The organism is Parabacteroides sp. CT06 (assembly GCF_002257605.1).
Taxonomy (GTDB): Bacteria; Bacteroidota; Bacteroidia; order Bacteroidales; family Tannerellaceae; genus Parabacteroides; species Parabacteroides distasonis.
Genome location: NZ_CP022754.1, coordinates 5,107,835 through 5,131,587 on the forward strand (window position 1 = coordinate 5,107,835; position 23,753 = coordinate 5,131,587).

Annotated in this window: 18 protein-coding genes; 14 read left to right on the forward strand and 4 right to left on the reverse strand. The window is 47.1% G+C overall.

The annotated features are described in order from the left end of the window. The first annotated feature begins 1 nt into the window (after nt 1). The 14 genes from CI960_RS22085 to CI960_RS22150 all read left to right on the forward strand — a co-directional run bounded on the left by CI960_RS22085 (nt 2) and on the right by CI960_RS22150 (nt 16,730). The gene (locus CI960_RS22085; RefSeq protein ID WP_005860062.1) at nt 2-1,243 is read left to right on the forward strand and encodes a TIGR04150 pseudo-rSAM protein; all 1,242 of its coding nucleotides are present in this window, start codon (nt 2-4) and stop codon (nt 1,241-1,243) included. A 4-nt stretch (nt 1,244-1,247) separates the two neighbouring features. Then, nucleotides 1,248-2,462 (forward strand): 6-bladed beta-propeller, encoded by a 1,215-nt coding sequence (locus tag CI960_RS22090; protein ID WP_005860060.1) that lies wholly within the window; start codon nt 1,248-1,250, stop codon nt 2,460-2,462. A gap of 14 nt (nt 2,463-2,476) precedes the next feature. After that, nucleotides 2,477-3,730 (forward strand): TIGR04157 family glycosyltransferase, encoded by a 1,254-nt coding sequence (locus CI960_RS22095; RefSeq protein WP_005860058.1) that lies wholly within the window; start codon nt 2,477-2,479, stop codon nt 3,728-3,730. Between the two features lie 62 nt (nt 3,731-3,792). Next, the gene (locus CI960_RS22100) at nt 3,793-5,922 is read left to right on the forward strand and encodes a peptidase domain-containing ABC transporter (protein WP_240144335.1); all 2,130 of its coding nucleotides are present in this window, start codon (nt 3,793-3,795) and stop codon (nt 5,920-5,922) included. Between the two features lie 54 nt (nt 5,923-5,976). Then, nucleotides 5,977-7,272 (forward strand): HlyD family secretion protein, encoded by a 1,296-nt coding sequence (locus CI960_RS22105; protein WP_005860049.1) that lies wholly within the window; start codon nt 5,977-5,979, stop codon nt 7,270-7,272. A 142-nt stretch (nt 7,273-7,414) separates the two neighbouring features. Further along, nucleotides 7,415-8,872: an RNA polymerase factor sigma-54 gene (rpoN, locus tag CI960_RS22110; protein WP_005860047.1), complete on the forward strand. Its 1,458-nt coding sequence runs from the start codon at nt 7,415-7,417 to the stop codon at nt 8,870-8,872. Nucleotides 8,873-8,878: 6 nt separating this feature from the next. Then, nucleotides 8,879-9,499 (forward strand): phosphatase PAP2 family protein, encoded by a 621-nt coding sequence (locus CI960_RS22115; RefSeq protein WP_005860045.1) that lies wholly within the window; start codon nt 8,879-8,881, stop codon nt 9,497-9,499. A gap of 16 nt (nt 9,500-9,515) precedes the next feature. Then, on the forward strand, nt 9,516-9,896 hold the full coding sequence (gcvH, locus tag CI960_RS22120) for a glycine cleavage system protein GcvH (RefSeq protein WP_005860043.1): 381 nt from the start codon (nt 9,516-9,518) through the stop codon (nt 9,894-9,896). Nucleotides 9,897-9,898: 2 nt separating this feature from the next. Further along, nucleotides 9,899-10,405 (forward strand): 5-(carboxyamino)imidazole ribonucleotide mutase, encoded by a 507-nt coding sequence (purE, locus tag CI960_RS22125; protein ID WP_005860041.1) that lies wholly within the window; start codon nt 9,899-9,901, stop codon nt 10,403-10,405. A gap of 106 nt (nt 10,406-10,511) precedes the next feature. After that, the gene (locus tag CI960_RS22130; RefSeq protein WP_005860039.1) at nt 10,512-12,347 is read left to right on the forward strand and encodes a 4-hydroxy-3-methylbut-2-en-1-yl diphosphate synthase; all 1,836 of its coding nucleotides are present in this window, start codon (nt 10,512-10,514) and stop codon (nt 12,345-12,347) included. A 33-nt stretch (nt 12,348-12,380) separates the two neighbouring features. Beyond that, nucleotides 12,381-12,815 carry a dUTP diphosphatase gene (dut, locus tag CI960_RS22135; RefSeq protein WP_005860037.1) on the forward strand — a complete coding sequence of 145 codons (435 nt, stop codon included), beginning with the start codon at nt 12,381-12,383 and terminating at the stop codon, nt 12,813-12,815. Nucleotides 12,816-12,843: 28 nt separating this feature from the next. Continuing rightward, nucleotides 12,844-14,562, forward strand: coding sequence for a tetratricopeptide repeat protein (locus tag CI960_RS22140; RefSeq protein ID WP_005860034.1), 1,719 nt, complete (start codon nt 12,844-12,846; stop codon nt 14,560-14,562). After that, nucleotides 14,559-15,404 carry a DUF4292 domain-containing protein gene (locus CI960_RS22145; protein ID WP_005860032.1) on the forward strand — a complete coding sequence of 282 codons (846 nt, stop codon included), beginning with the start codon at nt 14,559-14,561 and terminating at the stop codon, nt 15,402-15,404. The genes CI960_RS22140 and CI960_RS22145 overlap by 4 nt, the downstream gene beginning before the upstream one ends. 6 nt (nt 15,405-15,410) lie before the next feature. After that, nucleotides 15,411-16,730 carry a murein hydrolase activator EnvC gene (locus CI960_RS22150; protein ID WP_005860030.1) on the forward strand — a complete coding sequence of 440 codons (1,320 nt, stop codon included), beginning with the start codon at nt 15,411-15,413 and terminating at the stop codon, nt 16,728-16,730. A gap of 118 nt (nt 16,731-16,848) precedes the next feature. Here the strand turns inward: CI960_RS22150 and CI960_RS22155 are convergent, their stop codons facing one another. From CI960_RS22155 to CI960_RS22170, 4 genes are all read right to left on the reverse strand, one after another. Continuing rightward, on the reverse strand, nt 16,849-17,703 hold the full coding sequence (locus tag CI960_RS22155) for a phosphatidylinositol-specific phospholipase C/glycerophosphodiester phosphodiesterase family protein (RefSeq protein WP_005860028.1): 855 nt from the start codon (nt 17,701-17,703) through the stop codon (nt 16,849-16,851). Between the two features lie 81 nt (nt 17,704-17,784). Further along, nucleotides 17,785-19,413, reverse strand: coding sequence for a trehalase family glycosidase (locus CI960_RS22160; protein ID WP_094582592.1), 1,629 nt, complete (start codon nt 19,411-19,413; stop codon nt 17,785-17,787). Between the two features lie 227 nt (nt 19,414-19,640). Next, nucleotides 19,641-20,789: an alkaline phosphatase gene (locus tag CI960_RS22165; protein WP_005860025.1), complete on the reverse strand. Its 1,149-nt coding sequence runs from the start codon at nt 20,787-20,789 to the stop codon at nt 19,641-19,643. Nucleotides 20,790-20,810: 21 nt separating this feature from the next. Continuing rightward, a complete protein-coding gene (locus CI960_RS22170) occupies nt 20,811-23,684 on the reverse strand; it encodes a GH92 family glycosyl hydrolase (RefSeq protein WP_005860024.1) in 2,874 nt (957 codons plus the stop codon). Nucleotides 23,685-23,753 lie beyond the last annotated feature (69 nt).

The window sequence follows — 23,753 nt, forward strand, 5'->3', positions numbered from 1 at the left end:
CATGGAAAATTATACTCATTGGTTCTATTTAGAATCTTACACATTTCTTTTTTACAGTAAAAATCAATATGTAATATACAATACATTAAATTCAACTTATATTGATTGTTCCCTATATGGAAAGACAATAAATACAGTCTTATCAATTCTTCATAATACAAATAAAACCTATTGTGTAGGTATTTATGAGTATCAATTAAGAGATTCGCAATTTACAGAATTCATAAAAAAGATAAGGAATACATTTTCAGGTGATATAATCAAAAACATTAGAGGTATTCCACCTTTTATCTCTAAGCCTATTTTACGGATTCTTCATCATCCTAATAATCCAAAGACAAAAGAATACAATTTACTGGGAGAAAATGCACTATTTCATCTCCATGAAGTGACCTTTTATTTAGAAAATCAAGGTTTTGATTTAAATCCAATGTATAAAGATTGCTATAAGCAATTCTTATATCCCACATATACAGAAAAACAAAAATTATCACATGCAAAATATCTAGAGATAATAGAACAATTATCTATTTGTCAAATAGATAAAATAAATATCATACCAGCTACAATAGAAAAAAAAGAGCTTTTTTCCTATCTGTTATCACTCTCCCGCCAGTACAGTATTAAAACACAGATAATATTACCATATAAAAAATACAACAAAGAAGATTTGAAACAATTGTTAATAAATCCGCAATTTTCAATAATGATAATGGTTCATTTACCTGTAGATTATGAAGAGTTAAATAGTTATATAAACTTATTTAATGAATATAATATCACTTGGAGTCTAATCGCTTCTAATAAGAATGACGTTATTTTTTTATCTAAAAACAACCTCGGGAAATTCACAAATGTTGATTATATACCTTGGTATACAGGAGATAACATGGATTTCTTCAAAGAATATATTTATAATGATTTTAAAGATATTATAGAACAAAAAAACACAAAACAGCATATTTTCAGAAAACAAATACTGAATGATAATCTTTTTGGCAAATTAACCATTTTCCCTACAGGAGAAGTGTATTCTAACGTAAACTTTCCTACGATTGGAAATATTCAAGATCAAAAATTGTCTGAAATTGTTTATTCTGAAATAGAAAACTATTTTAAACCTTGGTTCTTTACAAGAGATTATGTTTCATGCAAAAACTGCGTAAACAAGTATCTATGTCCTTCTATATCTAATTATGAAATAGTAGCCAATGAATATAATATGTGTTATTTAAATCAATAAGGTCATGAATAGAATCATATATTACGTATCGATCACGTTACTAACGGTTGTTTCCTCATGCGGAAATAAAGAGACAAATGTATCCAGAAAGTTGACCTTGGATAATTGCCCAGTCATAGCACAGGTTATTAATCTGCAAGGAGATCCGGTGACTAGTTTAGACTTTTCTTCCGTAAAGGATACATTCAATTTATCGCTAAGCTCCTTGCTTTCTTCCTTTCAAGTTATTCGCCTAGAAAACTCGGAAGACGCATTGACCGCCGCAGGGCAAGATACCCATATAGCCGTGAGTGACCATTATATTTTAGTGAAATCTTTTAGGGCAGGCTCTTCATGTAAGCTCTATAACCGTAATGGGGATTTCATCAGAAAGATCTCCTCCCAAGGACAAGGGCCGGATGAATATAACCTATTTATTTATGATCAGTATTTAGATGAAAGTAATAATAAAATCTATCTAATGGAGATTCGTGCCTCTAAGATATTAGTGTTTGACTTCGACGGGCAGCCACAAAAACACATTCCTCTGGCCTATATAACCCATAAAGGCCGGTTCGTCATCAATGCCGAGAAAAAAACAGTAACCGTCATGTGCATACCTTTTCAGGGAACTCCCACCGCATTGATCTGGACGCAGGATTTCGAAGGCAATATCATCCAAGAATATCCGGTCTCCGACCAATTCATGTTGATCCCAAGCACTTACGATTATGAGGTACGAGAATCTTTGAATACCACCGCTTCCGACTTCTATCTTCATAATTGTATAGCCTCGCAAGACACACTTTATCATTATGACATAGACTCAAATACGCTACACCCTGCTTTTACGATGCATACGGGTCATGAGCCGATCTGCCATTATTTCACGGAGCTGCCCAATCACTTTCTAGTCACTTGGTATACGCAAACCTCTTGGAATAATGAGTTACCCCGTTTCCCGAAAATCCTAGTAGACAAACAAAGCCTTAAAGGTTGTTTCGTGAATTTGAAATGGAATATGCTAGGGAATATAGATGGGCCTACCAATCCGTCCTTCAATCGAGGTTATTTCACTGCGATCATGGAACCTTACGCATTAAAAGAGCAATTGGAAAAGGTTCTGACTTCCACTCAAAAATTATTCCCAGAAGTATTGAGTAAAGTGAAGAAGTTGAATAATCAAATTACTGATGATGACAATTGTATCGTTTTTATAGGGAAGTTGAAAACAAAATAAAATAGGACAAGCATATGATACAGATTATTCTTGTTAATGAAGAATCCAGAGCATCCCAATATGGAATTGGCACATATATAAAGCAACTTTGTTTAATTCTTTCACAGAAGCAAGGGATTCATCTTAGCGTGATATGTTGTCGTTCAACAAAAAATGATTTTTATATAGAACGCAAAGGAGATATAGATTATTATCATATACCTGATACGATACAAAATAATGATCCAGAAATTAGAATAAAAACTTATTATAAGAATATATGGTATCTAATATTTCCTTACTTTAGCTCGCATAGTAAAGAGAATATCATATTACATATCAATTATTATCAGCACATTCATCTGTTAAATACATTTCGTGCTTTTTTTTCTAAAGGACGATGTTGCTTTACTATTCATTATATGGATTGGTGCTTTAAAATAAAAGGAAATTATTCTTATTTAAAAAGTATTCTTTACAAAGAATTAGACAGTATCAAAAATCCTTTTGAAAAAAATATCAAAGAAATATGCGAAAAAGAAAAAAATGTATTTGAACAAGTTGATAAGATTATTTGCTTGTCAAATAGTACACAAAATCTATTGAGTAAAATATATGATTTACCTATAAACAAATTTTGTATTTTATATAATGGTCTTAAAGATGAATCTATATTATTGAATAGCGATAAACGATTGAATCTTAAAAAGAATTTTCTTTTTAGTAAAGAAGAAAAAATTATTCTTTTTGTTGGTCGTTTAGATGAAATAAAAGGGCTGGGAGAATTAATTTTTACTTTCAAAAAACTACTGCAAATTGACCCTTATTGCCATTTAGTTATTGTAGGAGATGGGTTTTATTCTTACTATTTAAATTCTTGCAATCCAACATGGAATAAGATTACATTTACTGGAAAACTAAATAAAGAAGACTTATACAAATTATACCAAATCGCAGATATTGGTGTATTACCATCATTCCATGAACAATGTAGTTATGTGGCAATTGAAATGATGATGTATGGGATACCTCTTGTTGCAAGTACATCTACAGGTTTATCAGAAATGATAGAGGATGGAGTTTCAGGATATCATATACCAATCATTGAATATGAGAATCACACAGATTTAAATACCTATGAATTACAATCTAAACTTTTAATATTATTAAAAGATTCTTCTATGCGAAAAGAAATGGCTAAAAATTCTCGTCTACGCTATGAGAGATATTATACGTCTGAAATATTTAGTTCTTGTATGCAAGAATTTTATAATAGATTTGTTTTGTGATTTTAGAGTTCCCTATATATCGTCAACTAGACGCAAAGGACTGTGGTCCTAGCTGCCTCCGTATGATCGCCAAGTTCTATGGTCGTGTGTACTCGATCCAGAACTTACGGGAGAAAGCCTTCATCACACGGGAAGGGGTCTCTATGCTCGGTATCAGCGAGGCGGCGGAGGCGATCGGGTTCCGAACACAGGGCGTGCGGATCACGGTGGAGGAATTGGAAAAGGAATGTCCCCTACCCTGCATACTGCACTGGAACCAATGGCATTTCGTGGTTTGCTACAAGATAAGGAAAGGGAAGTTCTACATAGCGGACCCGGCGGCGGGACTTATCACCTATACTAAGGAGGAATTCAAGCGGTGCTGGGTCAGTACCAAGGTGGACGGGCAGGATACCGGGACGGCGCTCTTGCTGGAACCGGGGCCGGAGTTCTACGGGATGGAGGACGAGGGGAGAGACAGGAAACGTAACCTCGGATTCTTTTTCCGATATATATCGCCCTACAGGCGTGAGATGGCACAGCTCGTGCTGGGCATGCTGACCGCCAGCATACTGCAACTCATCCTGCCTTTCCTCACGCAGAGCCTGGTGGATACCGGAATACGGGACAACAACCTAAGTTTCATAACCTTGATCCTTATATCGCAATTGGTGATCTTTATCGCCAAGCTATCCGTGGACTTCATACGGAGCTGGATATTGCTGCACGTAAACACGAGGATCAATATCGCCTTGATCTCCGATTTCCTCGCCAAGCTGATGCGCCTGCCCCTGCATTTCTTCGATACCAAGATGGTGGGCGATATCATGCAGCGCATCGGAGACCATGACCGCGTCGAGGCTTTCATGACCGGGACATCCATCAATACGCTCTTCTCTTTTGTCAACTTCATCGTGTTCGGGTTCGTGCTCGCCTACTATGACTGGACCATACTGGGACTCTTCTTGGCGGGTAACGGCTTATACGTGGCGTGGGTACTCGCCTTCATGAGATGGAGGAGGGAGCTGGACGTAAAGCGTTTCTCGCAAGCGGCCGGGGAGCAAAGCAACCTATTCCAGCTCATCACCGGAATGCAGGAGATCAAGCTCAATAATTGCGAGACCAAGATGCGATGGAAATGGGAACGGATACAGGTAAAACTTTTCAAGATAGGGATCAAGGGGTTGGCGTTACAACAATATCAGCAACTCGGGGCGGTCTTTTTCAACCAGACCACGAACATACTCATCTCCTTCATCGCGGCGCGGGCCGTCGTGCAAGGGGATATGACGCTGGGTATGATGATGTCGGTGACCTACATCGTGGGGCAGCTCTCTTCGCCTATCGAGCAATTGATCGATTTCTCACGATCCCTACAGGACGCGAAGATCAGTCTGGAGCGGCTCGGCGAGATACACGGGAAGGAGGACGAGGAACAGGCAGGCGGGATAAGGCTGAATGTTCTTCCCGATGACAGGACGCTACGGCTGGAAAACCTCAGCTTCAGCTATGACGGCGCGGACCGGGATTACGTGCTGGAGGATATCAACCTGACGATACCCCATAACAGGGTGACCGCCATCGTGGGGGCCAGCGGGAGCGGAAAAACGACGATCGTGAAACTCCTGCTCGGTTTTTACAACCCCAACAAGGGGGATGTGAGGATCGGCGATACCTCCCTCAAGAACTTGAATCCTCACGTATGGCGTAGCAAGACCGGTTCGGTTATGCAGGATGGTTTTATCTTCTCGGATACGATCGCCAACAACATCGCCCCCGGCGAAGAGGTGGTGGACAAGGAACGCCTGCTGCATGCCGTGACGGTGGCGAATATCCGGGATTTCATCGATTCTCTCCCGTTGGGCTATAATACGAAGATCGGCATGGAGGGGAACGGAGTGAGCCAAGGGCAGAGACAGCGTATCCTGATCGCCCGGGCGGTGTACAAGAATCCCGACTTCATCTTCCTTGACGAGGCCACGAACGCTTTGGACGCCAACAACGAGCGGGAGATCATGGAGCAGTTGCACGCCTTCTACAAAGGACGGACGGTGGTGGTCGTGGCGCATCGGCTAAGCACGGTACGTGACGCGGACAAGATCGTGGTGCTGGACAAGGGACGCATCGTGGAGGAAGGGACGCATCAGGAACTCACGGCCTTGCGGGGAACTTATTATAAGTTGGTGAAAAACCAGCTGGAATTGGGAAGCTAAGAGGGTAACACACCCCCTACCCCCTCTCAGAGAGGGGAAAAGATAGTATTAGAGATGGAAAATGAAAGGAAAGATATAGAGCTGCGTAGCGAGGAGGTACAGGAGGTGATGGGGCAAATCCCGGCCTGGATCGTACGGTGGGGGATAACGCTGTTGTTCCTCGTGGTAGTGGCGTTGCTGGTGGGGAGCTGTTTCTTCAAATATCCTGACGTGATCACGGCTGACATGACATTGACGGGGCAACATCCCGCCACGGCGGTGGTGACACGGGCGGCGGGAAAGATACAGGAGCTGCTCGTGAGGGATAATCGTCCGGTAAAGGAGGGGGATTGGTTGGCGGTCATAGAGAACCACGCCAGCATGGAGGATGCTATATACCTAGAGAAGGCGTTGGAACGATCCGGGATGGACGTGGATAGCCTAGACAAGGCATTATTGCGATATAAGGAACTGTCACTGGGTGATATGCAAGCGGCTTACTCGGGACTACTGTCGGCGCTCCATGCCTGCGTCAATTACAGGGAGATCGATTATTATCCGCAAAAAATGGCCTCCATCCGCAAACAGATAGCGTTGTATAAGGCTTACTATAACGAGACCGAACGGCAGCGGAAGACCCTCTCGGAGCAATTCGCCTTGACAAGGCGGCAATACGCCCGGGATTCATTATTGTATAGCCGGTCCGTGATTTCCTCCTACGAGCATGAGACCGCACGGGCTTCCCTGCTGCAAAGCCGTTATTCGCTGGAAGGGGCGTCAGCCTCGGCCGAGAATCTCCGGATACAGATCGGGGAGCAAGAGCAATCCTTGCTGGATCTGACGCTGGAGCGGAGCGAGAAAGAATTTACGCTACGGCAGGAATTACAGACCGCCCGGGAACAATTGCTGAACAGCATGAACGAGTGGAGGTTGCGTTATTGCCTCATCGCCCCGGTAGGGGGTGTCGTGACTTTCACCAAGTACTGGAATGAGAACCAATATATCCCATCCGGAGAGGTGGCTTTCACCGTCGTGCCGCAAGGCGAGGGCCGGCTGGTGGGGAAGGTGCGCATACCGATAGCACGCTCGGGAAAAGTCCGGAGAGGCCAGCGGGCGATCGTCCGTTTCTCCAATTTCCCGGATCAGGAGTTTGGAGTGGTAAACGGCGTGGTATCGAATATCTCATTGGTCCCCACCGACGAGTACTATACGGCGGATATCGATTTTCCAGAGGGGCTGAGAACCAATTACGGTATCGACCTGCCCGTCTCGCCCGAGACGCAAGCCTCCGCAGAGATCGTAACGGAAGAATTACGCCTGATCGAACGATTCTTCCTGCCGATAAAACGGATCGTGAAGGAAGGATTTTAAAGTCGCTAGGGTCCATCATGCACCTTGTTTAGAACTATTATAGTTTAATAGCTGTACTGTTAAAACTAAAAACTTATATTTGCATGTTGATAAATAAGAGGGCGGGTGATTGTCCTGCCCTTACAGTGCAATGATTTAGATTATGTTAAAGCAACAGTTACAACAAAAGTTACAGCAAAAGCTATCCCCTCAGCAGATACAGTTGATACGGCTTCTGGAGCTTCCCGCGATCGAGTTGGAAGAACGTGTGAAGCATGAGCTGGAAGATAACCCAGCCTTGGAGGAAGGAAAAGAGCCTGTTGATGATTTTGAACGAACTGAAAGCGAGGAGGGGGGAGAAGAGATCCCTTCTGTTGATACTGAGACCGACCTTTCTTTGGGAGATTATTTAACGGAAGACGATATACCTGATTATAAGCTACGGGAAATGACCGAGCGTGCGGAACGGAAAGAGGATGTCCCCTTCTCCGTAAGCCAATCCTTGAATGAGTTTCTGTTACAGCAGCTCGGGTTAAGGGATTTACCGGATAAGCAAATGAAAATAGCGGAGTATATCATTGGAAATATCGATGATGACGGTTATTTGAGACGGGACCTTTCGGCGATAGCAGACGATTTGATCTTCCAAGCCGGACAAGAGGTAGATGAGAAGGAGATCGAGTCTATCTTGAATATCATCCAAGATTTTGAGCCTGCCGGGGTAGGTGCCCGTGACTTGAAAGAATGTCTGTTGATCCAGCTGGATAAGAAGGAGAATACTCCGGTTACAAATTTGGCGATTCGTGTTTTGACCGAATATTTCGAGGAGTTCACCCGCAAACATTACGATAAGATCTTACGAGGTCTCGATATCGATGAGGAAACGTTAAAGAAGGTCATTCACGAGATTACTATGTTAAATCCGAAACCCGGAAGTAGTTGGGGTGGTTCTATGGAAGTGGCGATGAGCCAGATCATCCCGGATTTCGTGGTGGAAGCGCATAATGGAGAGCTTATCTTGAGCATGAATAACCGGGGGGTACCGGATATGCGTATCAACCGGGAGTATGCCGAGATGTTTCAGGATTATACGGCGAATAAGGCGAACCAAACCGCTGAGAGGCGGGATGCCGTACAGTTCGTGAAACAAAAGTTGGATTCCGCCCAGTGGTTCATCGACGCTATCAAGCAACGTAATGAGACCTTGCAGCGTACCATGGAGGCGATTATCTATTTACAACGGGACTTTTTCTTGACAGGCGATGAGGCTACCCTCCATCCCATGATCTTGAAAGACGTAGCGGAGCGTGCGGGATATGATATCTCCACTATTTCCCGGGTAAGTAACAGTAAATATGTGCAAACGAATTTCGGTATTTATCCGTTGAAATACTTTTTCTCCGAGTCTATGCAGACCGATACCGGCGAGGAGATCTCGACCCGTGAGGTGAAAAAGATCATGAAAGAGCATGTAGATGCCGAAGATAAACGAAAACCGTTGACCGATGAGGAGTTGGCTACGATCCTGAAAGAAAAAGGATATGTCATCGCCCGGCGTACGGTAGCGAAATACAGGGAGCAACTGGGGATTCCGGTAGCTCGTCTGAGAAAAGAAATATAAAAGCGTATGAAGCTATTCTCGAATATAATATCCTTCGTGTTCCATCCGTTGCTTATGGTGACCTATGGGATCGTGTTGGCGTTGATGTTTACATTCCTCGCCATTTACCCGTTACCTGTGAAGCTGCTGATTGCCGGAGGCACCTTTATTTCGACAGCGATAGTTCCCGGACTTTTCATTTTCTTATTGGTGAAAAATGGCGCGGCCGGCGATATAGAGCTTTCCGACCGGAAGGAACGAGTGGTTCCTTATCTGATTTTTATCACTTCCATCTTGGTCTGTATCTTTTTCCTGTATAAGATGCTGATGCCGTTTTGGTTGTTGGCGATGCTGATCGGGGCTTGCGTAGCCTTGGTAATCGCCTTATGCGTCAATTTCGCTTGGAAGATTAGCGCGCATGCTATTGGTATCGGCGGGTTACTGGGCGCTATTATGGGAGTGGCGCGTATCCATATGATAAATCCCTACTGGGCTTTTATAGTCGTGTTGATCGTGGCCGGTTTATTAGGTACCTCGCGCATCTTTTTAAAAAGACATACACCAATGCAGGTATATGCGGGGTTTTGTCTGGGATTTATATGTACCTTTGTAGCCTCATTAATGAGTTATATCTATTTATTCATCTAATAAAAACACTAAAATTATGAATTTTCCTGCAGATTTAAAGTACACAAAAGACCATGAGTGGATTCGTGTAGAAGGTGACGTAGCTTATGTTGGTATTACTGATTACGCTCAAGGCGAGCTAGGTGAGATCGTTTATGTAGACATTACGACAGAGGGGGAGACCGTCGCTAAAGAAGAGGTGTTCGGTACGATTGAAGCTGTTAAGACTGTTTCCGATCTTTTCATGCCGGTTAGCGGAGAGGTTTTGGAAGTAAACGCTGAATTGGAAGACACTCCTGAATTGGTTAATGAAGACGCTTATGGTAAAGGTTGGTTAATCAAGATTTCTCTTACGGACGCTTCTGAGTTGGAGGAACTATTATCCGCTGAAGACTATCAAAAATTAATCGCTAAATAAGAATGACACCTGTTGTAAGTATTATCATGGGTAGTACCTCGGATCTACCCGTTATGGAGAAGGCGGCTAAGTTCTTGGATGAGATGGAGATCCCGTTCGAGATGCATGCTCTATCCGCACACCGTACTCCCGCTGAGGTGGAGGCTTTCGCCAAAGGAGCTAAAGGACGTGGAATCAAGGTTATCATCGCCGCTGCCGGAATGGCCGCTCATCTTTGCGGTGTGATCGCTTCCATGACGACGGTTCCCGTGATCGGCGTGCCTATTAACTCTACGCTGGACGGTATGGATGCCTTGTTGGCTATCGTACAGATGCCTCCGGGAATCCCTGTGGCTACTGTCGGCATCAATGGCGCTTTGAACGCTGGTATCCTTGCGGTGCAGATGCTTGCCGTCGGCGACGAGCAACTTCAGGAGAAGCTATCCGCTTATAAGGAGGATTTGAAGAAGAAAATCGTGAAGGCTAACGAGGAGTTGGCTAAGGTTTCTTTTAAATACAAAACTAATTAATTGAAAGTTGAAAGTTGAGAATTGAAAATTAAGGAGAAAGTCTCTCTTTAGGTTTTCAGTTCTCAACACTCATTCTCAATTTTCAATTCTCAATTTTCAATGAACAATGGCTTACTTTAATTACAACCGCCGTAAATCATCCGTTGCCCAAATCGGTGACACACCCATGGGAGGTGAGAATCCTATCCGTATTCAATCCATGGCTAATGTATCAACGATGGATACGGAGGCGGCGGTAGCTCAAGCGATCCGTATGATCGAGGCGGGAGCTGAGTATGTGCGTTTTACGGCACAGGGGGAACGGGAAGCCCGAAACTTGGGCGAGATTCGTAAACAATTGAATGAGCAAGGGTATACGACTCCTTTGGTCGCTGATATCCATTTTAATCCTAGAGCGGCTGATGCCGCCGCCGGTGAGGTGGAAAAGGTACGTATCAATCCGGGAAACTATGTAGATAAGGTAAAGACATTCAGCCATCTTGAATATACGGATGAGGAATATGCCGCCGAGATCGAGAAGATCCGCGAGCGGTTCGTCCCTTTCTTGAATATTTGTAAGGCACATGGCACCGCTATTCGTATCGGTGTGAATCATGGCTCGCTCTCCGATCGTATCATGAGCCGTTATGGTGATACGCCCGAGGGGATGGTAGCGAGTTGTATGGAGTTTCTTCGCATTTGCCGGGAGGAGAATTTCCCGGATGTGGTTATTTCGATTAAGGCTTCCAATACCGTTGTCATGGTAAGGACCGTGCGGTTGTTGGTTCGTACGATGGAGGCCGAGAATATGCATTACCCCTTGCACCTTGGGGTAACGGAGGCGGGTGACGGTGAGGACGGGCGTATCAAGAGCGCTGTTGGAATCGGTACGCTTCTATGTGACGGTATCGGTGATACGATCCGGGTTTCCTTGAGTGAGGACCCCGAGGCGGAAATGCCGGTAGCGCGTAAATTGGTGGATTATATTAGGGAACGGGAAAATCATCGTCCTATCGAGGCTTCGATGGCTCCCGGTTTCGATACGGTGGCGACAAGCCGTCGTATAAGCCGTGTGGTGGAAGGTATCGGAGGTACTTTCTCGCCAGTCGTGATCTCCGATCGTAGTAGCGGGGATTTTGAGTTTGATTATTTGTCCTTGCCGGACTATATATATATAGGAAAGGAAGATCCGGATAATTTGCCGGATAATTTCCGTTTATTGGTAGACGCTCATTTTTGGAAAGAGCGTCCGAATGCTTTTCCTTGCTTCATCGCCTCGGAGGCGGAGGAGTTAAAGGATTACGATTGTCCGCTTAAGTTTATCCGTCTGACGTATATGGATCTTACGGATCGTATGTTGGAGATCTTGAAAGCGGATAAGACCGTGGTGGTCTTATTAAGTACACATCATCGGAATGGGGTTGGCTCGCAACGTGCGGCTATGCATAAATTGCTGATGGCGGGTTGTGACGTGCCGGTTGTCTTGCATCGTGATTTCCGGGAGACGGATGTGGAGTTGTTGCAACTGAAATCCGCCGCCGATTTCGGAACGCTTTTGCTGGATGGTTTCGGGGATGGCTTGATGCTGCACAATGAGGGATGCGAGGCGGTTGTCTCGGATCGCTGTATGTTCGGGATCTTGCAGGCTACAAGAACCCGTATCAGTAAGACGGAATATATCTCTTGTCCGAGTTGCGGACGTACCTTGTACGACCTGCAAACAACGATCGCCCGTATCAAGGAGGCTACTTCCCATTTAAAAGGCTTGAAGATCGGTATCATGGGCTGTATCGTGAATGGTCCCGGCGAGATGGCCGATGCCGACTATGGTTATGTGGGTGCCGGACGTGGACAAATCAGCCTGTATAAAGGTAAGGAATGTGTCCTCAAGAATATCCCCGAGGAAGACGCTGTAGAACGTTTAGTTCAGTTAATAAAAGAGAACGGGGATTGGGTTAATTGATTGACTATTGACAATTTGTTTATCTTTGCAAGTATGAAAGTAAGAATTATCAATAAATCGCATCACCCGCTGCCGGGTTATGCGACTCCTTTATCTGCCGGGATGGATATCCGGGCGAATTTGTCGGAATCGGTTGTGTTGAAACCGTTGGAACGTAAATTAATCCCGACCGGACTTTATATCTCGCTGCCGGAAGGCTATGAGGCCCAGATGCGTCCGCGTAGCGGGCTGGCTTTAAAGCATGGGATAACCCTGCTGAATACGCCGGGTACGATCGACGCCGATTATCGGGGGGAGATCGGTATCATTCTCGTGAATCTATCTTCCGAGCCTTTTACGGTGAATGATGGTGAGCGTATCTGCCAAATGGTTATAGCCGCTCATAGCCATGTGGATTGGGAACCCGTGGAGACGTTGGATGATACGGAGCGGGGAGCCGGGGGATTCGGTCATACCGGAAAAGAATAAGAATAATAAGGTTAACAAGAATAATAGGATGTTTAAGCAACTGATATATCTCATCTCTTTCCTCTCGTTGGTCGCTGTGCTCCCGGCTGGTGCTACAGAAACGGAGAAGGATCAACGTAAGTTCGATTACTTCTTTTATGAGGGCTTGAACTTGAAGAACGCCGGGAAATTCGACGCCGCTTATGATGCCTTCAACCATTGCTTGGAGATTGACTCTACGGCGGCTCCGGTCTTGTATGAGCTTTCTTCTTTTTATGTACAGTTGAACCGTCCGGAGAAAGCGGTCGAGATGTTGAAAAGAGCCGTGGCCAACAGCAAGGATAATTTCACGTATAAAATGGCATTGGCGTCTATCACCCGGAATCTGGGCATGTATGGCGAAGCCGCCGAGGAGTACGAGGAATTGGTTCGTGATTATCCGGAGAAGGAGGAGCTGAATTATTATCTGGCCGATGCCTTGACGCAAGCCGGCGAGATCGGGAAGGCGATCGAGGCTTATGATGCGTTGGAGTCGGTTATGGGTATGAACGAGGCGATCTCCATGCAGAAATACAAACTGTACGTCCAGTTGGAGAAACCGGAAGAGGCTTTCAAGGAGATCGAGAAGCTAGCGGCTAAATATCCTATGGAGGCCCGTTACCAGATCGTATTGGGCGATCTTCATTTGGAAAACGGGGAGATGGACAAGGCTTTGGCTTGCTATCAAAAAGCGAATGAGATTGATCCGACCGACCCTTATTATATCGTCTCTATGGCCAATTACTACGAGGCGAAAGGGGATAAGGAGGCCGCCGAGCAACAAATCCGCAGCGCTTTGGTAAACGAGAAGCTGGACGTGGAGACGAAAGTGAACATCCTTTCCCGGTATATCTTGAAACTGCAACAAACGAAGCAAGGAACTGAGAATGCGAACCATTTATTCCAAACTCTTTTGGAGCAACATCCGGAGGATATCGACTTAAAACTGATGTATGGCGGTCTCTTGATGGCCCAAGGAAAGACAGAGGAGGCGAAATTCCAGTTCCAGTTGGTAACAGAGATGGAACCGGGTAACGCCGGGGCTTGGCAGCAATTGCTGAATCTGGCTTTGAAAGGGGAGGATATCCCGGAGGTCATCCGTATCTGTACGGCTTGTATGGAGCTTTTCCCCGAGTCGCCGGAATATTACTTCTATCTGGGTATCGCTTACTACCAACAACAGAAATATCAAGAAGCCTTGAATACCTATTATGCGGGCTTGAATATCATTCCGAAGGAGAACCTGCCGCTGAAATCGGATTTCTACGGTCAGATCGGTGATATTTATTACCAGATGGGGCAATTGGATCAAGCGTATAAAGCGTACGATGAGGCGTTGAAGTATAATGACAAGAACGTGGTCGTACTGAACAACTACAGTTACTTCCTTTCTTTGGAGAAGAAAGACTTGAAAAAGGCGGAACGTATGAGCGCCCAATGTATCAAGCTGGAACCGGACAACGCCACGTATCTGGATACCTACGCTTGGATCTTCTTCGTACAAGGAAACTATACCTTGGCGAAAATCTATATCGAGAGCGCTTTGGAGAAAGATAAGACAAAGAGCGCCGAACTCGTGGATCATTATGGGGACATCCTTTTCATGAACGGTGATAAGGAAAAAGCGGTGGAGCAATGGAAAAAGGCGAAAGAGATGGGGAAGGATTCCGAGATCTTGAACCGTAAGATCGCCGAGCAACAATATATAGAAGACGAGAACGCGAAATGAAAAGAGACTATTTCTTGACCTTCCTGTTATGTGGAGGTCTTTTACTTTCGATGTTGACAGGCTGTAAATCGTCCAAGAAAGTCGGGACGGTGGAATCCGCTAGCGTGAAGGCTCATAATGAGTTCTTCCAGTCGGTGGAGGATCAATCCTTCCAGTTCCGTACCTTGACGGCCCGGTTGAACGTGGATCTGGATATCCCTGGTAAGCAAATGAGCTCTCGGGTGGATATGAAGATGGTCAAGGATAGTGCTTTCCAACTGTCGGTACAACCTTTTCTCGGGATCGAGATCTTCCGTATCGAGTTGAGCCGGGATACGATCAAGGTGGTAGACCGCATGAATAAACGCTATATGATCGAGAATTATTCCAATTTGCAAGGGCAGACTCCGATCGAGTTCAACTTCTACAATTTGCAGGCTCTTTTCACGAATCATCTGTTTATCCCGGGGGAGCAGGGCGTTTCCCGTAAGCATTATAATCGTTTTAAGCTGAATCAAGAAGGCCCGGTAGCCGAGATCAAGACCAAGGATGCCATGGGGCTTTTCTATACCTTTAAGGCGGATGGCGAGGAGAAACTTCTCTCTACCTATGTAGCGGATCCTTCCGATCGTTATGCCTTGCAATGGCTGTACGAGGATTTTCGCTTGGTGGATCGGCAGCCGTTCCCGATGTTGATGGATGTGCAGGTGTTGAAGAACGGGAATCCCGAGGGTGGGGTGAAGATCCATTACTCCCGTATCCAACTGGACGAGCCGCTCAAGTTGGATTTTTCGGTTCCTTCTAAATATAAGCGTATTACCTTTGCGCAAGTATTGAAAACGATTACGAATCTGAATCAATAATCTATCATGAGGCACGTCTGGATCGTTCTATTGGCATTGTCTTTATCTACCGTGGTTTACGGTCAGAAATCCGCCGCTGTCCGTCAGTTGGAGCTGCAGCGCAAGGAGGCGTTGGCCGATATCGAGGAGACGAATAAATTATTGCAAGAGACGGCCCAGACTGCTAAAACTTCCCTGAACCGTTTGAATCTACTCTCCAAACAAATTCTTTCCCGTAAGAAAGTCATCAGTTTATTGAATCAAGAGCTGGATGAGATCGAGAAAGATATCTTGAATATCCAAGGCCAGTTGCGCACCTTAAAACGGGAACTGGGCGATAAGCAGACGAATTACGGTAAATCGATGCGAGGGCTTTATAAACGCCATAGCTCGCAAGATAAATTGTTGTTTATCCTATCCGCCGAGAGTTTCTCTCAATCCATGCGGCGTATGCGGTATTTGCGGGAATATGCGGATTGGCAGAAGCGGCAAGCGAATGACATCGTTGAAAAGCAGGCCGAGATCAGCCGTAAGCAAGCTGAGATGGAGAAGACCCGTGCCGAGAAACGTGCCCTTTTAGGAACTCGTCAAGAAGAGAGTAAGAAGCTAGAAAGTGAGGAAGCTTCTCAGAAAGAGGAAGTCCAGCTATTGAATAAGAGACAAAAGGATTTGAAGGCGGATCTCCAAAAGAAGCGTCGTCAAGCCGAGGCTTTAAACCGACAGATAGAGAAGCAGATCGCCGAGGAGATCGCCCGTGCCGAGGCCGAGGCGAAAGCCGCCCGTGAACGTGCGGAACGTGAGCGTCGTGCTCGTGAACAAGCTGCCGCTAAGGGTAAACCCGTACCGGAAAGTAAAAAAGAGCCGATCCGTGAGGAACGTGTGGCGGATACGAAAGGGGGCTATGCGATGACAAAGGCGGAGAAGCAATTGTCCGATAACTTCGCCAATAACCGGGGACGTTTGCCGTATCCGGTGGCCGGAAGACATACGATCGTCGCTACATTCGGCGAGCAACAGCATCAGGAGTTGAAATATGTTCGTACCAGTAATAGTGGTATCGATATCCAGACCTCACCCGGGGCGGATGCCCGTGCGGTATTCAATGGGGAGGTGACGCGTGTGTTCGTGGTGCCGGGGTATAATAATTCCGTAATCGTTCGTCATGGTAACTACTTGACGGTTTATAGCAATTTGAGTCAGGTATATGTAAAAGCGGGCGACCGGGTCTCTACCCGTCAAGCGATCGGAAGGATCTATTCGGATCCGGAGGACGGTAATTCCACGATCCTCCATTTCCAATTGTGGAAGGAAAAGACGAAGCTGAATCCGCAGCCTTGGTTGGAATAAAAGCGGTTGTGATATGTTAAAACTATGATGGGCATTATAAGGCTGTTACGATGCCTGTTGTAAAGATGCTAGAATGCCCATTGTAACAACCTTATAATGCCTATTGTAATTTTCTCGTTTAACGCTCGTTCAATACGTTGTATAACCCATTCAGGTCATCGGCACCTACCAAGTCTACGCCTTCTTTGATGAAGAAGCGTTTGAACTGCTCGGTATCCGGGGCGCCCCACCAACGGAATAGTTTTCCCTCATCGTGGACTTTCCGGATGATCTCACGCATCTTCTGTAGTTGGTCGGCGGGCATCTCACCTTCGCCTTTCCATGTGAAGAAATCGGAGTAATTATCGCTTATGACCGGAGCGAGGGAAGCAGGGATGCCCTGTCCCAGATCCTTTATTTGTCCGTCGAGGAAGGTGAAGCGGCTGTTCTCTTTCGGCAGGCTGTTCTTCGGACGGTCGCCGGAAAGGAAGAAGAGGACGGCACCTTCTTTATATTCGCCGTTATCGACGGAACAGAAATATTCCTTGTAAGGTTCCATCTGTTTCTTTAATAGCTTGTACATCTCTTCGCCTTGTGCCTTGCAATCCACCATCAGGTAGAAAGGACGATCGCTACCGGGATAGACCTTACCTCCATTCGCTTGTATGCGGGCCACGAGCGGCTTGAGGTATAGGTTCTCGAAGGTAATTGCCGGATTGGGTTCCGGGCGGTCATGGGAAACGTATAGCTCGTCATCGATCAGCCACAGATCGGCCTCCACGCAGTTGAAGCGGAAGGACAAGGCGTCCAGCAGAGGTCTCTCCCGCCAGTAATCATTGTGCGAGAAGGCGTTGTAATGAATTGCGGAGGAGGCTTTCTGAATCGTCTGCTCCGTGGTTGTCTCCGCCACTTGAACTGTGTCCGATCCCTTCGGGGAGGAGCAAGCCGTACAGAGGGCGAGGGAGGTGATAAATAAGGATAGAATCTGTTTCATATACTAATTGTTTTTTGAGTCTAGTTGTAGAGACGGGGCGTGCCCCGTCTCTACAACTGGATGTTTGATGGATTTACTGTTTTATACGGTTTGCGTGCCGGGTTTTACGTTAGCCGTCTTCTGTTTGTCGCCCCAAAGGACGGTTAGTTCCAAGGGGACGTCGCTGGTAATTTCTACCTGCGGCTCTTGGGTAGCGGAAGAACGGGACTTGACTTTGATCGCTACCAGACCGTCGAGGCCGAAAGGATAACGGTCGATACCATAAGCCTCCGTCAAGTTCACGTCTACGGTCAATTTCTTCTCGTACACATTGGAGCGGATGCCGAAGATTTGCTCGATCAAGCCGGAGATCGGTGCCAGTCCGCTCCAGCCCACGAAATTCGGGCGAGCCATGAAGCCCGGCTCCTCATGTTCCGGAGCGTAGTATTCCCAGAACGTACCGGTATTCTTATACACCTTTAGGACGTTATCGTAATGGTTGCGTGCGATCTCGTAAGCCAATTTACGATAGCCTTGTTGCAATAGGCCGGTAATCACCATATAGTTCGCTCCCGGCCATACGCCACCCTGCCAGTAGCGGCCGTTATCCTTGTATTTAGGATGGTTGGCGGCAAGGGAAGGGACGCGGTGCAGGCGGTTGAATGTCTCCTTGTTATCCAGCTCGGCCACGAAAGCATCCATGCGTTCCTTGGACAGGACATCGGTCAATAAGGCCCAGTACGCGTAGATTCCCTTGGTGGAGGAAAGGCTTCCGTCGGCGTATTGATCGAAAAGGAAATGCTCCTTCTCGTCCCATAGGTTCTCGTTGATATACTTCTTTAGCATCTTCTGCTCGTCCTCGAACTCCTCGATCTCCTGCCAACGCTCCAGATAGAAACCCATCTCAAGCAGATGCCCGGCGGTGAAGTATTGTTGCAAGCAAACGTCCAGCCAGATCATATGGCCGTGGCTGTATATCGGATTGTATTTCGGTTCCACCCGGGGCATGTTGTCCATGCCGGTACCCCAACCGCAGGTCCAATACGTACCGTTACGCCACGTATGGTTTAGCTTCAACCATTTATAATAAGCGCAAAGGGCGGGGAATATCTTGTGTAGGCGGTCTATATCGCCGAACTGCTTATAATAGACGATCTCGCTCCAAGGGAGGATGTTCGGTCCGGTACTGGTCGGGTCGTAACGCTCGAAACAATCCGCTCCGTCCGCCTTGATCTCCCGGCAGATGAAACCGTCCGGATGTTGTTTGGCGTAGAAATTATCTAACGTACGCTGGAAAGGGAAGAAACGGGTACCGAAACGGGCGAACATCATCATGAAGGCGGAGTCCCACATGAAGATATTGCCGTTGTAGGCGACATCGAGGTAACTGCATACGAAACCGGAATCCGGTTCCGGGGCCTTGATGTTGCCGATGCCGATTTGCCAAGCCTTCCAGTACATCTCGATTTCCTTCTCGTGTCCGCTCCAAGTCGGGTCCGGGAGGATTTGCTTGGCCTCCTCGAAGGTTCCGGGCGTGATGGTCTCCGGTTTCGCTGTCCGGAACTCGTTCTCGGTCACGAAGGGTTCCTTCAGGTAGGTGTTCTTGTAAGGAAGATTGTACTTGGGTCGTTTCTCTTCCATTTTCTCTTGCGCTAAAAGGTTCCCGGCGGGAACGGAGGCCGCGCCTGCCGCAAGAAGGGATTGCTTTAAGAAGTTTCGTCTTGTTGTCATTCTTTATGATATTTATTGGGGGAGAGAGGGAGAAGGTGCGTCTCAGTCGGTGAACACAGTCCTCCCAGTCGGGTACCGTAGTACTGCTAGTCAAGTACTGCTGTCCTGCTAGTCAAGTACCGCTGTCCTCTCAGCCAAAGTACTGCGGTACTTGGGCAGGGGTACTGCGGTACTTGACTAGCGGGATAGCGGTCTGTTATACTCTCCATCGGATGAATACTGTTTGATTATAGATTCAGGAGCTTTTTGATCTTCCAGAAGATATCCGTATTCTCGAAAATACCCGTGAAGTTCTCGGCACCCGGGCCGAAAGCGTAAACGGGAACCATCACGCCGCTATGCCCTCCGGTGGAGAATTTACAAACGATACGGCCCTCGTTCAGATCCCCGTCCACCAAGGTAAGGCCACCGGTCTCGTGATCGGCGGTTACGACAACCAATGTCTCACCGTCTTGGGCGGCCCATTCGAAGATACGTCCGATCGTACGGTCGAAATCATGTGTCTCTTGCATCAACAGGTCGATATCGTTGAAATGCCCGTAATCATCCAATTGGGAACCTTCTACCATCAGGAAGAAACCTTCCGGGTTTTGTCCCAGCAGATCGATCGCTTTCATTGAGGCACGAGCCAAGAGATCGCCTCGCTCGGCGGGAAGCGGGGTGTCTACGGTATCGGTAACGCAGAATACCTTGCCTTTTTGAATCTTCGCCAGTTCCTCCCAGCTACGGGGAGTTTGGTAACCTTTCTCCCTTAATTCCTTGAACAAATCGCGACCGTCCGCACGGTTCTCGAATAGCTTGGAGCCGCCGCCGAATACGTAATCGACGCCACAGTTCACGTAATCCGCTACGATCTCGGCCTCGGCGTCGCGATCCGTATTGTGGCAGCAGAAGTCGGCGGGCGTAGCGTCCCATAGGCGACAGGTAACGGCGATGCCGCTTGACAGGCCTTTCTTATTCGCCAAGGTAGCCAAAGATTCCAAGGGCTTGCCTTCCGGATCTACGCCTACCATATGGTAGTTCGTTTTATGGCCGGTGGCCAGTGCGGTACCTCCGGCTCCGGAGTCGGTGATGAGGCGGTTGGCGCAATAGGTTTTCGAGAGGCCGGTGTATTGGGAGTTGTCCAGCCAGAGCTTGCCCCGGTTGGCGGTCCAAGCGGAATACATGTGCATAAGGCTCATGCCGTCGCCGATCATGAGGATCACGTTCTTTATTTTCTTTCCGGTAGGGGGGACTAGTTTCTTGACCTCGTAAGGTTTCTCTAATACATACGTTTGTTCTTTGTCTCGGCGACTTTGTGCCGCAGCCTCTGGAACGATCATGCCGGATAGCAGGATGGCTAAGGCGGATAGCACGGATAGAGTTGTTCTTCTCATATGATTCAGTATTTAATATTATCAATTTATATAAAGGTTCTCTGTTGGGATCGCGTCTAGTTTGGACATGCTTGGCGTACGCCAGCTCCAGCCTAGGTACTCACCCTCGTAATCCTCGAAATAATGCAAGGCGAAGGGGTGGTAGCCTTTTTGTAAGGGGATGCGTCCCATCGCGTCGATGGCGGCGTGGGAGGCATCATTGTCCACTACCTTTTCTTTGCCGATATAGAGGACGCTACCGTCATCCGAGCGGGTACTGAACTCATAGACTCCATCTTCCGGGGCGTATATATATCCGGTGAAGATATAACCGAAATGATCCGGCAATTTAGCGTTCAGGATAGAAGGCTCAGGTATTGTTCCGCTCTCGACCTCCTTCGCCTTTTGCAGATCGGCTACCCATTGGAACTCTCCTTCGTAATAAGTATAAGCTACCCCATGCTTCGTAGGCTGTATGGATAACGCGGGGCGTAATACGGCTTTTGTCGCTTGGATCGAGTACGTACGGCTGGGTACGAATCCCTTTTTATATCCTTTGGCCTTGATAATCGTGGTCTCTTTTAAGACGAATGGCTCGCTGTATACCGGAGCGTTCTCATCCGGTTCCGATCCGTCAAGCGTGTAATGGATAACCGCCTCGGGTGTCGTGGATTTTAGTTCCGCCGTAATCTCTCCTTCAAATAAATCCAGATCATTCGCTATGTAAGGGATAGAGACGGTAGGTTGCTCCGTATAGGAATAGGGAGCGTACTCGGGAGCGGTTCCCCAACGCTTGTCCGGTGTCGCCGAGAGCGTAAAGTCCAGTGTGCCTCCTTGCATCAACTGGTCGTAGGTGATGTAGCAATGCGATATCTCCTCGCCGTTTAAGGTAACCTTCGTGATATACTTGTTCTTATCCGGCTGGTTGGCGGTAATGACCAATGTCTTGCCATTGCCCAGCTTCATGTTCGCCTTATCGAACAACGGGGTCGTTAGGATAAACTGGTTGCTACCCGGACATACGGAGTAGAAGCCGAGGCTGCTCAAGATATACCAAGCGGACATCTGGCCGCAATCCTCATTGCCGATGATACCTTCCGGCGTGGGCTGGTACATCTCGTCCAGCAAGCGACGGGTCCATTCCTGTGTCTTCCAGGGCTGGCCCACATAGCTATATAGGTAAGCCATGTGGTGGCTAGGCTCGTTGCCATGCGCATATTGACCAACCAATCCTGTAACGTCTACCAGATCGCCGACTACCTCGGAGGTAACCATAAATAAGCTATCCAGATCAGCGATGAACGCCTCCCGGCCTCCGGACAACTGGGTCAATCCATATACGTCATGCGGGGTAAAGAAACGATATTGCCAGGCCGTAGCCTCCGTATAGGAACGTCCGATGGCGAATGGATCGAAAGGAGTCTCCCAATTCCCATCCTGCCGTTTGCCCCGGAAGAACCGGGTACTACCGTCGAATACGTTGATAAAATTCTGGGAGCGCTTGATGAACGTCTCATAATCATCCATATGTCCTAAAGCTTTCGCCATTTGTGCGATACACCAATCATCGTAGGCAAATTCCAATAGGCAGGAAACCGATTCTTTCTTGATATTCGTCGGGATGAAGCCTTCCTTTATATAATAATCCGCTCCTTTCTTATTCTTCTCCGCTGAGATTTTCATCGCTTCGAGAGCGTGTTCCGCATCATATCCGCGAATACCTTTCAAATAAGCGTCCGCTATAATCGATGTGGAGTGATAACCGATCATGGTCCCGGTCTCGCCTGCCGATAAGGGCCATAACGGAAGCTCGCCGCTGGCGTCGTACATATCCAAGAGAGACTGTACCATATCATTCACCAAGGTAGTATCCAACAGAGTCATCATCGGATGCCAGGCCCGGAAGGTGTCCCAAGTGGAAAAGGTGGAGAATTGGCGGCGACCTGCCGGGATCGTCGCTACGCTCATGTCGTGACGGCGGTATTGTCCGTTCACGTCGCTCGCTATATTCGGGATGATCTTGCTATGGTATAGCGCCGTATAGAAATTCGTGCGCTCGGCTTCGGTGCCTCCTTCTACCGTGATAACGTCCAGTTCTTTTTCCCAATTGGAGCGTGTCGCTTGATGGATGGCGTCGAAATCAAAGCCATAGGAATCCGTCTCTTGCTCAAGGTTCAGACGGGCGTTCTCCTCATTTACGATCGATACCCCGACTTTGCAGACGATGGGCTTTCCGGTAGTCGTATCGAAGGTAAGTACGGCTTGCCGTTCGGAAGGCTGTTCCATGGAAGAGAAGGGTTGCGAGAATTGCGCTACAAAGAAGACATACTGATTGTCTACCCAGCCCCGGGTACGCCGCATACCGGTAAGCTCATTCTCCCCGGTTTGCTTAACCCAGCCTTCGTATATATATTCGTTATCCAATAAATGGTCCATATCGACCACCAACGTAGACTCTATCCCTTTTTTATAGGTATATCGGTGTATCCCGACATGCGGGGTCGTGGTAAGTTCCGCTAATACACCTGCCTCCCTGAGATTCACCGAGTAGTAACCCGGGGAAGCCTTCTCGTCCGAGTGCGAGAACGCTAGAGGTGTCTGGAGTGACGGACGGAATAGGATATCGCCAAGGTCGATACATCCCGTACCGCTTAAATGGGTATGGGAAAAACCCATTAAGGTAGAATCGCTGTAATGATAACCGGAACAAGCGTCCCAATTCCCTTTCCGGGTGTCCGGACTGAGTTGGACCGCTCCGTAAGGAGCCGTGGCCCCGGGATACGTGTGTCCGTGAAATCCCGTGCCGATAAACGGATTCACGGAATCGATGGGGGATTGTGGTGCTTGGCTACAGGCCGTGAATAAGGCTATTATCCCTGTACACAAGCAAGAAGAAAGAGTTTGAATTAATCTCATGGTGTATCTTTTGTTTACTATATTATACAATTGGCAAAGGTAAACTACCTATTTGAGATATGCGTTTTT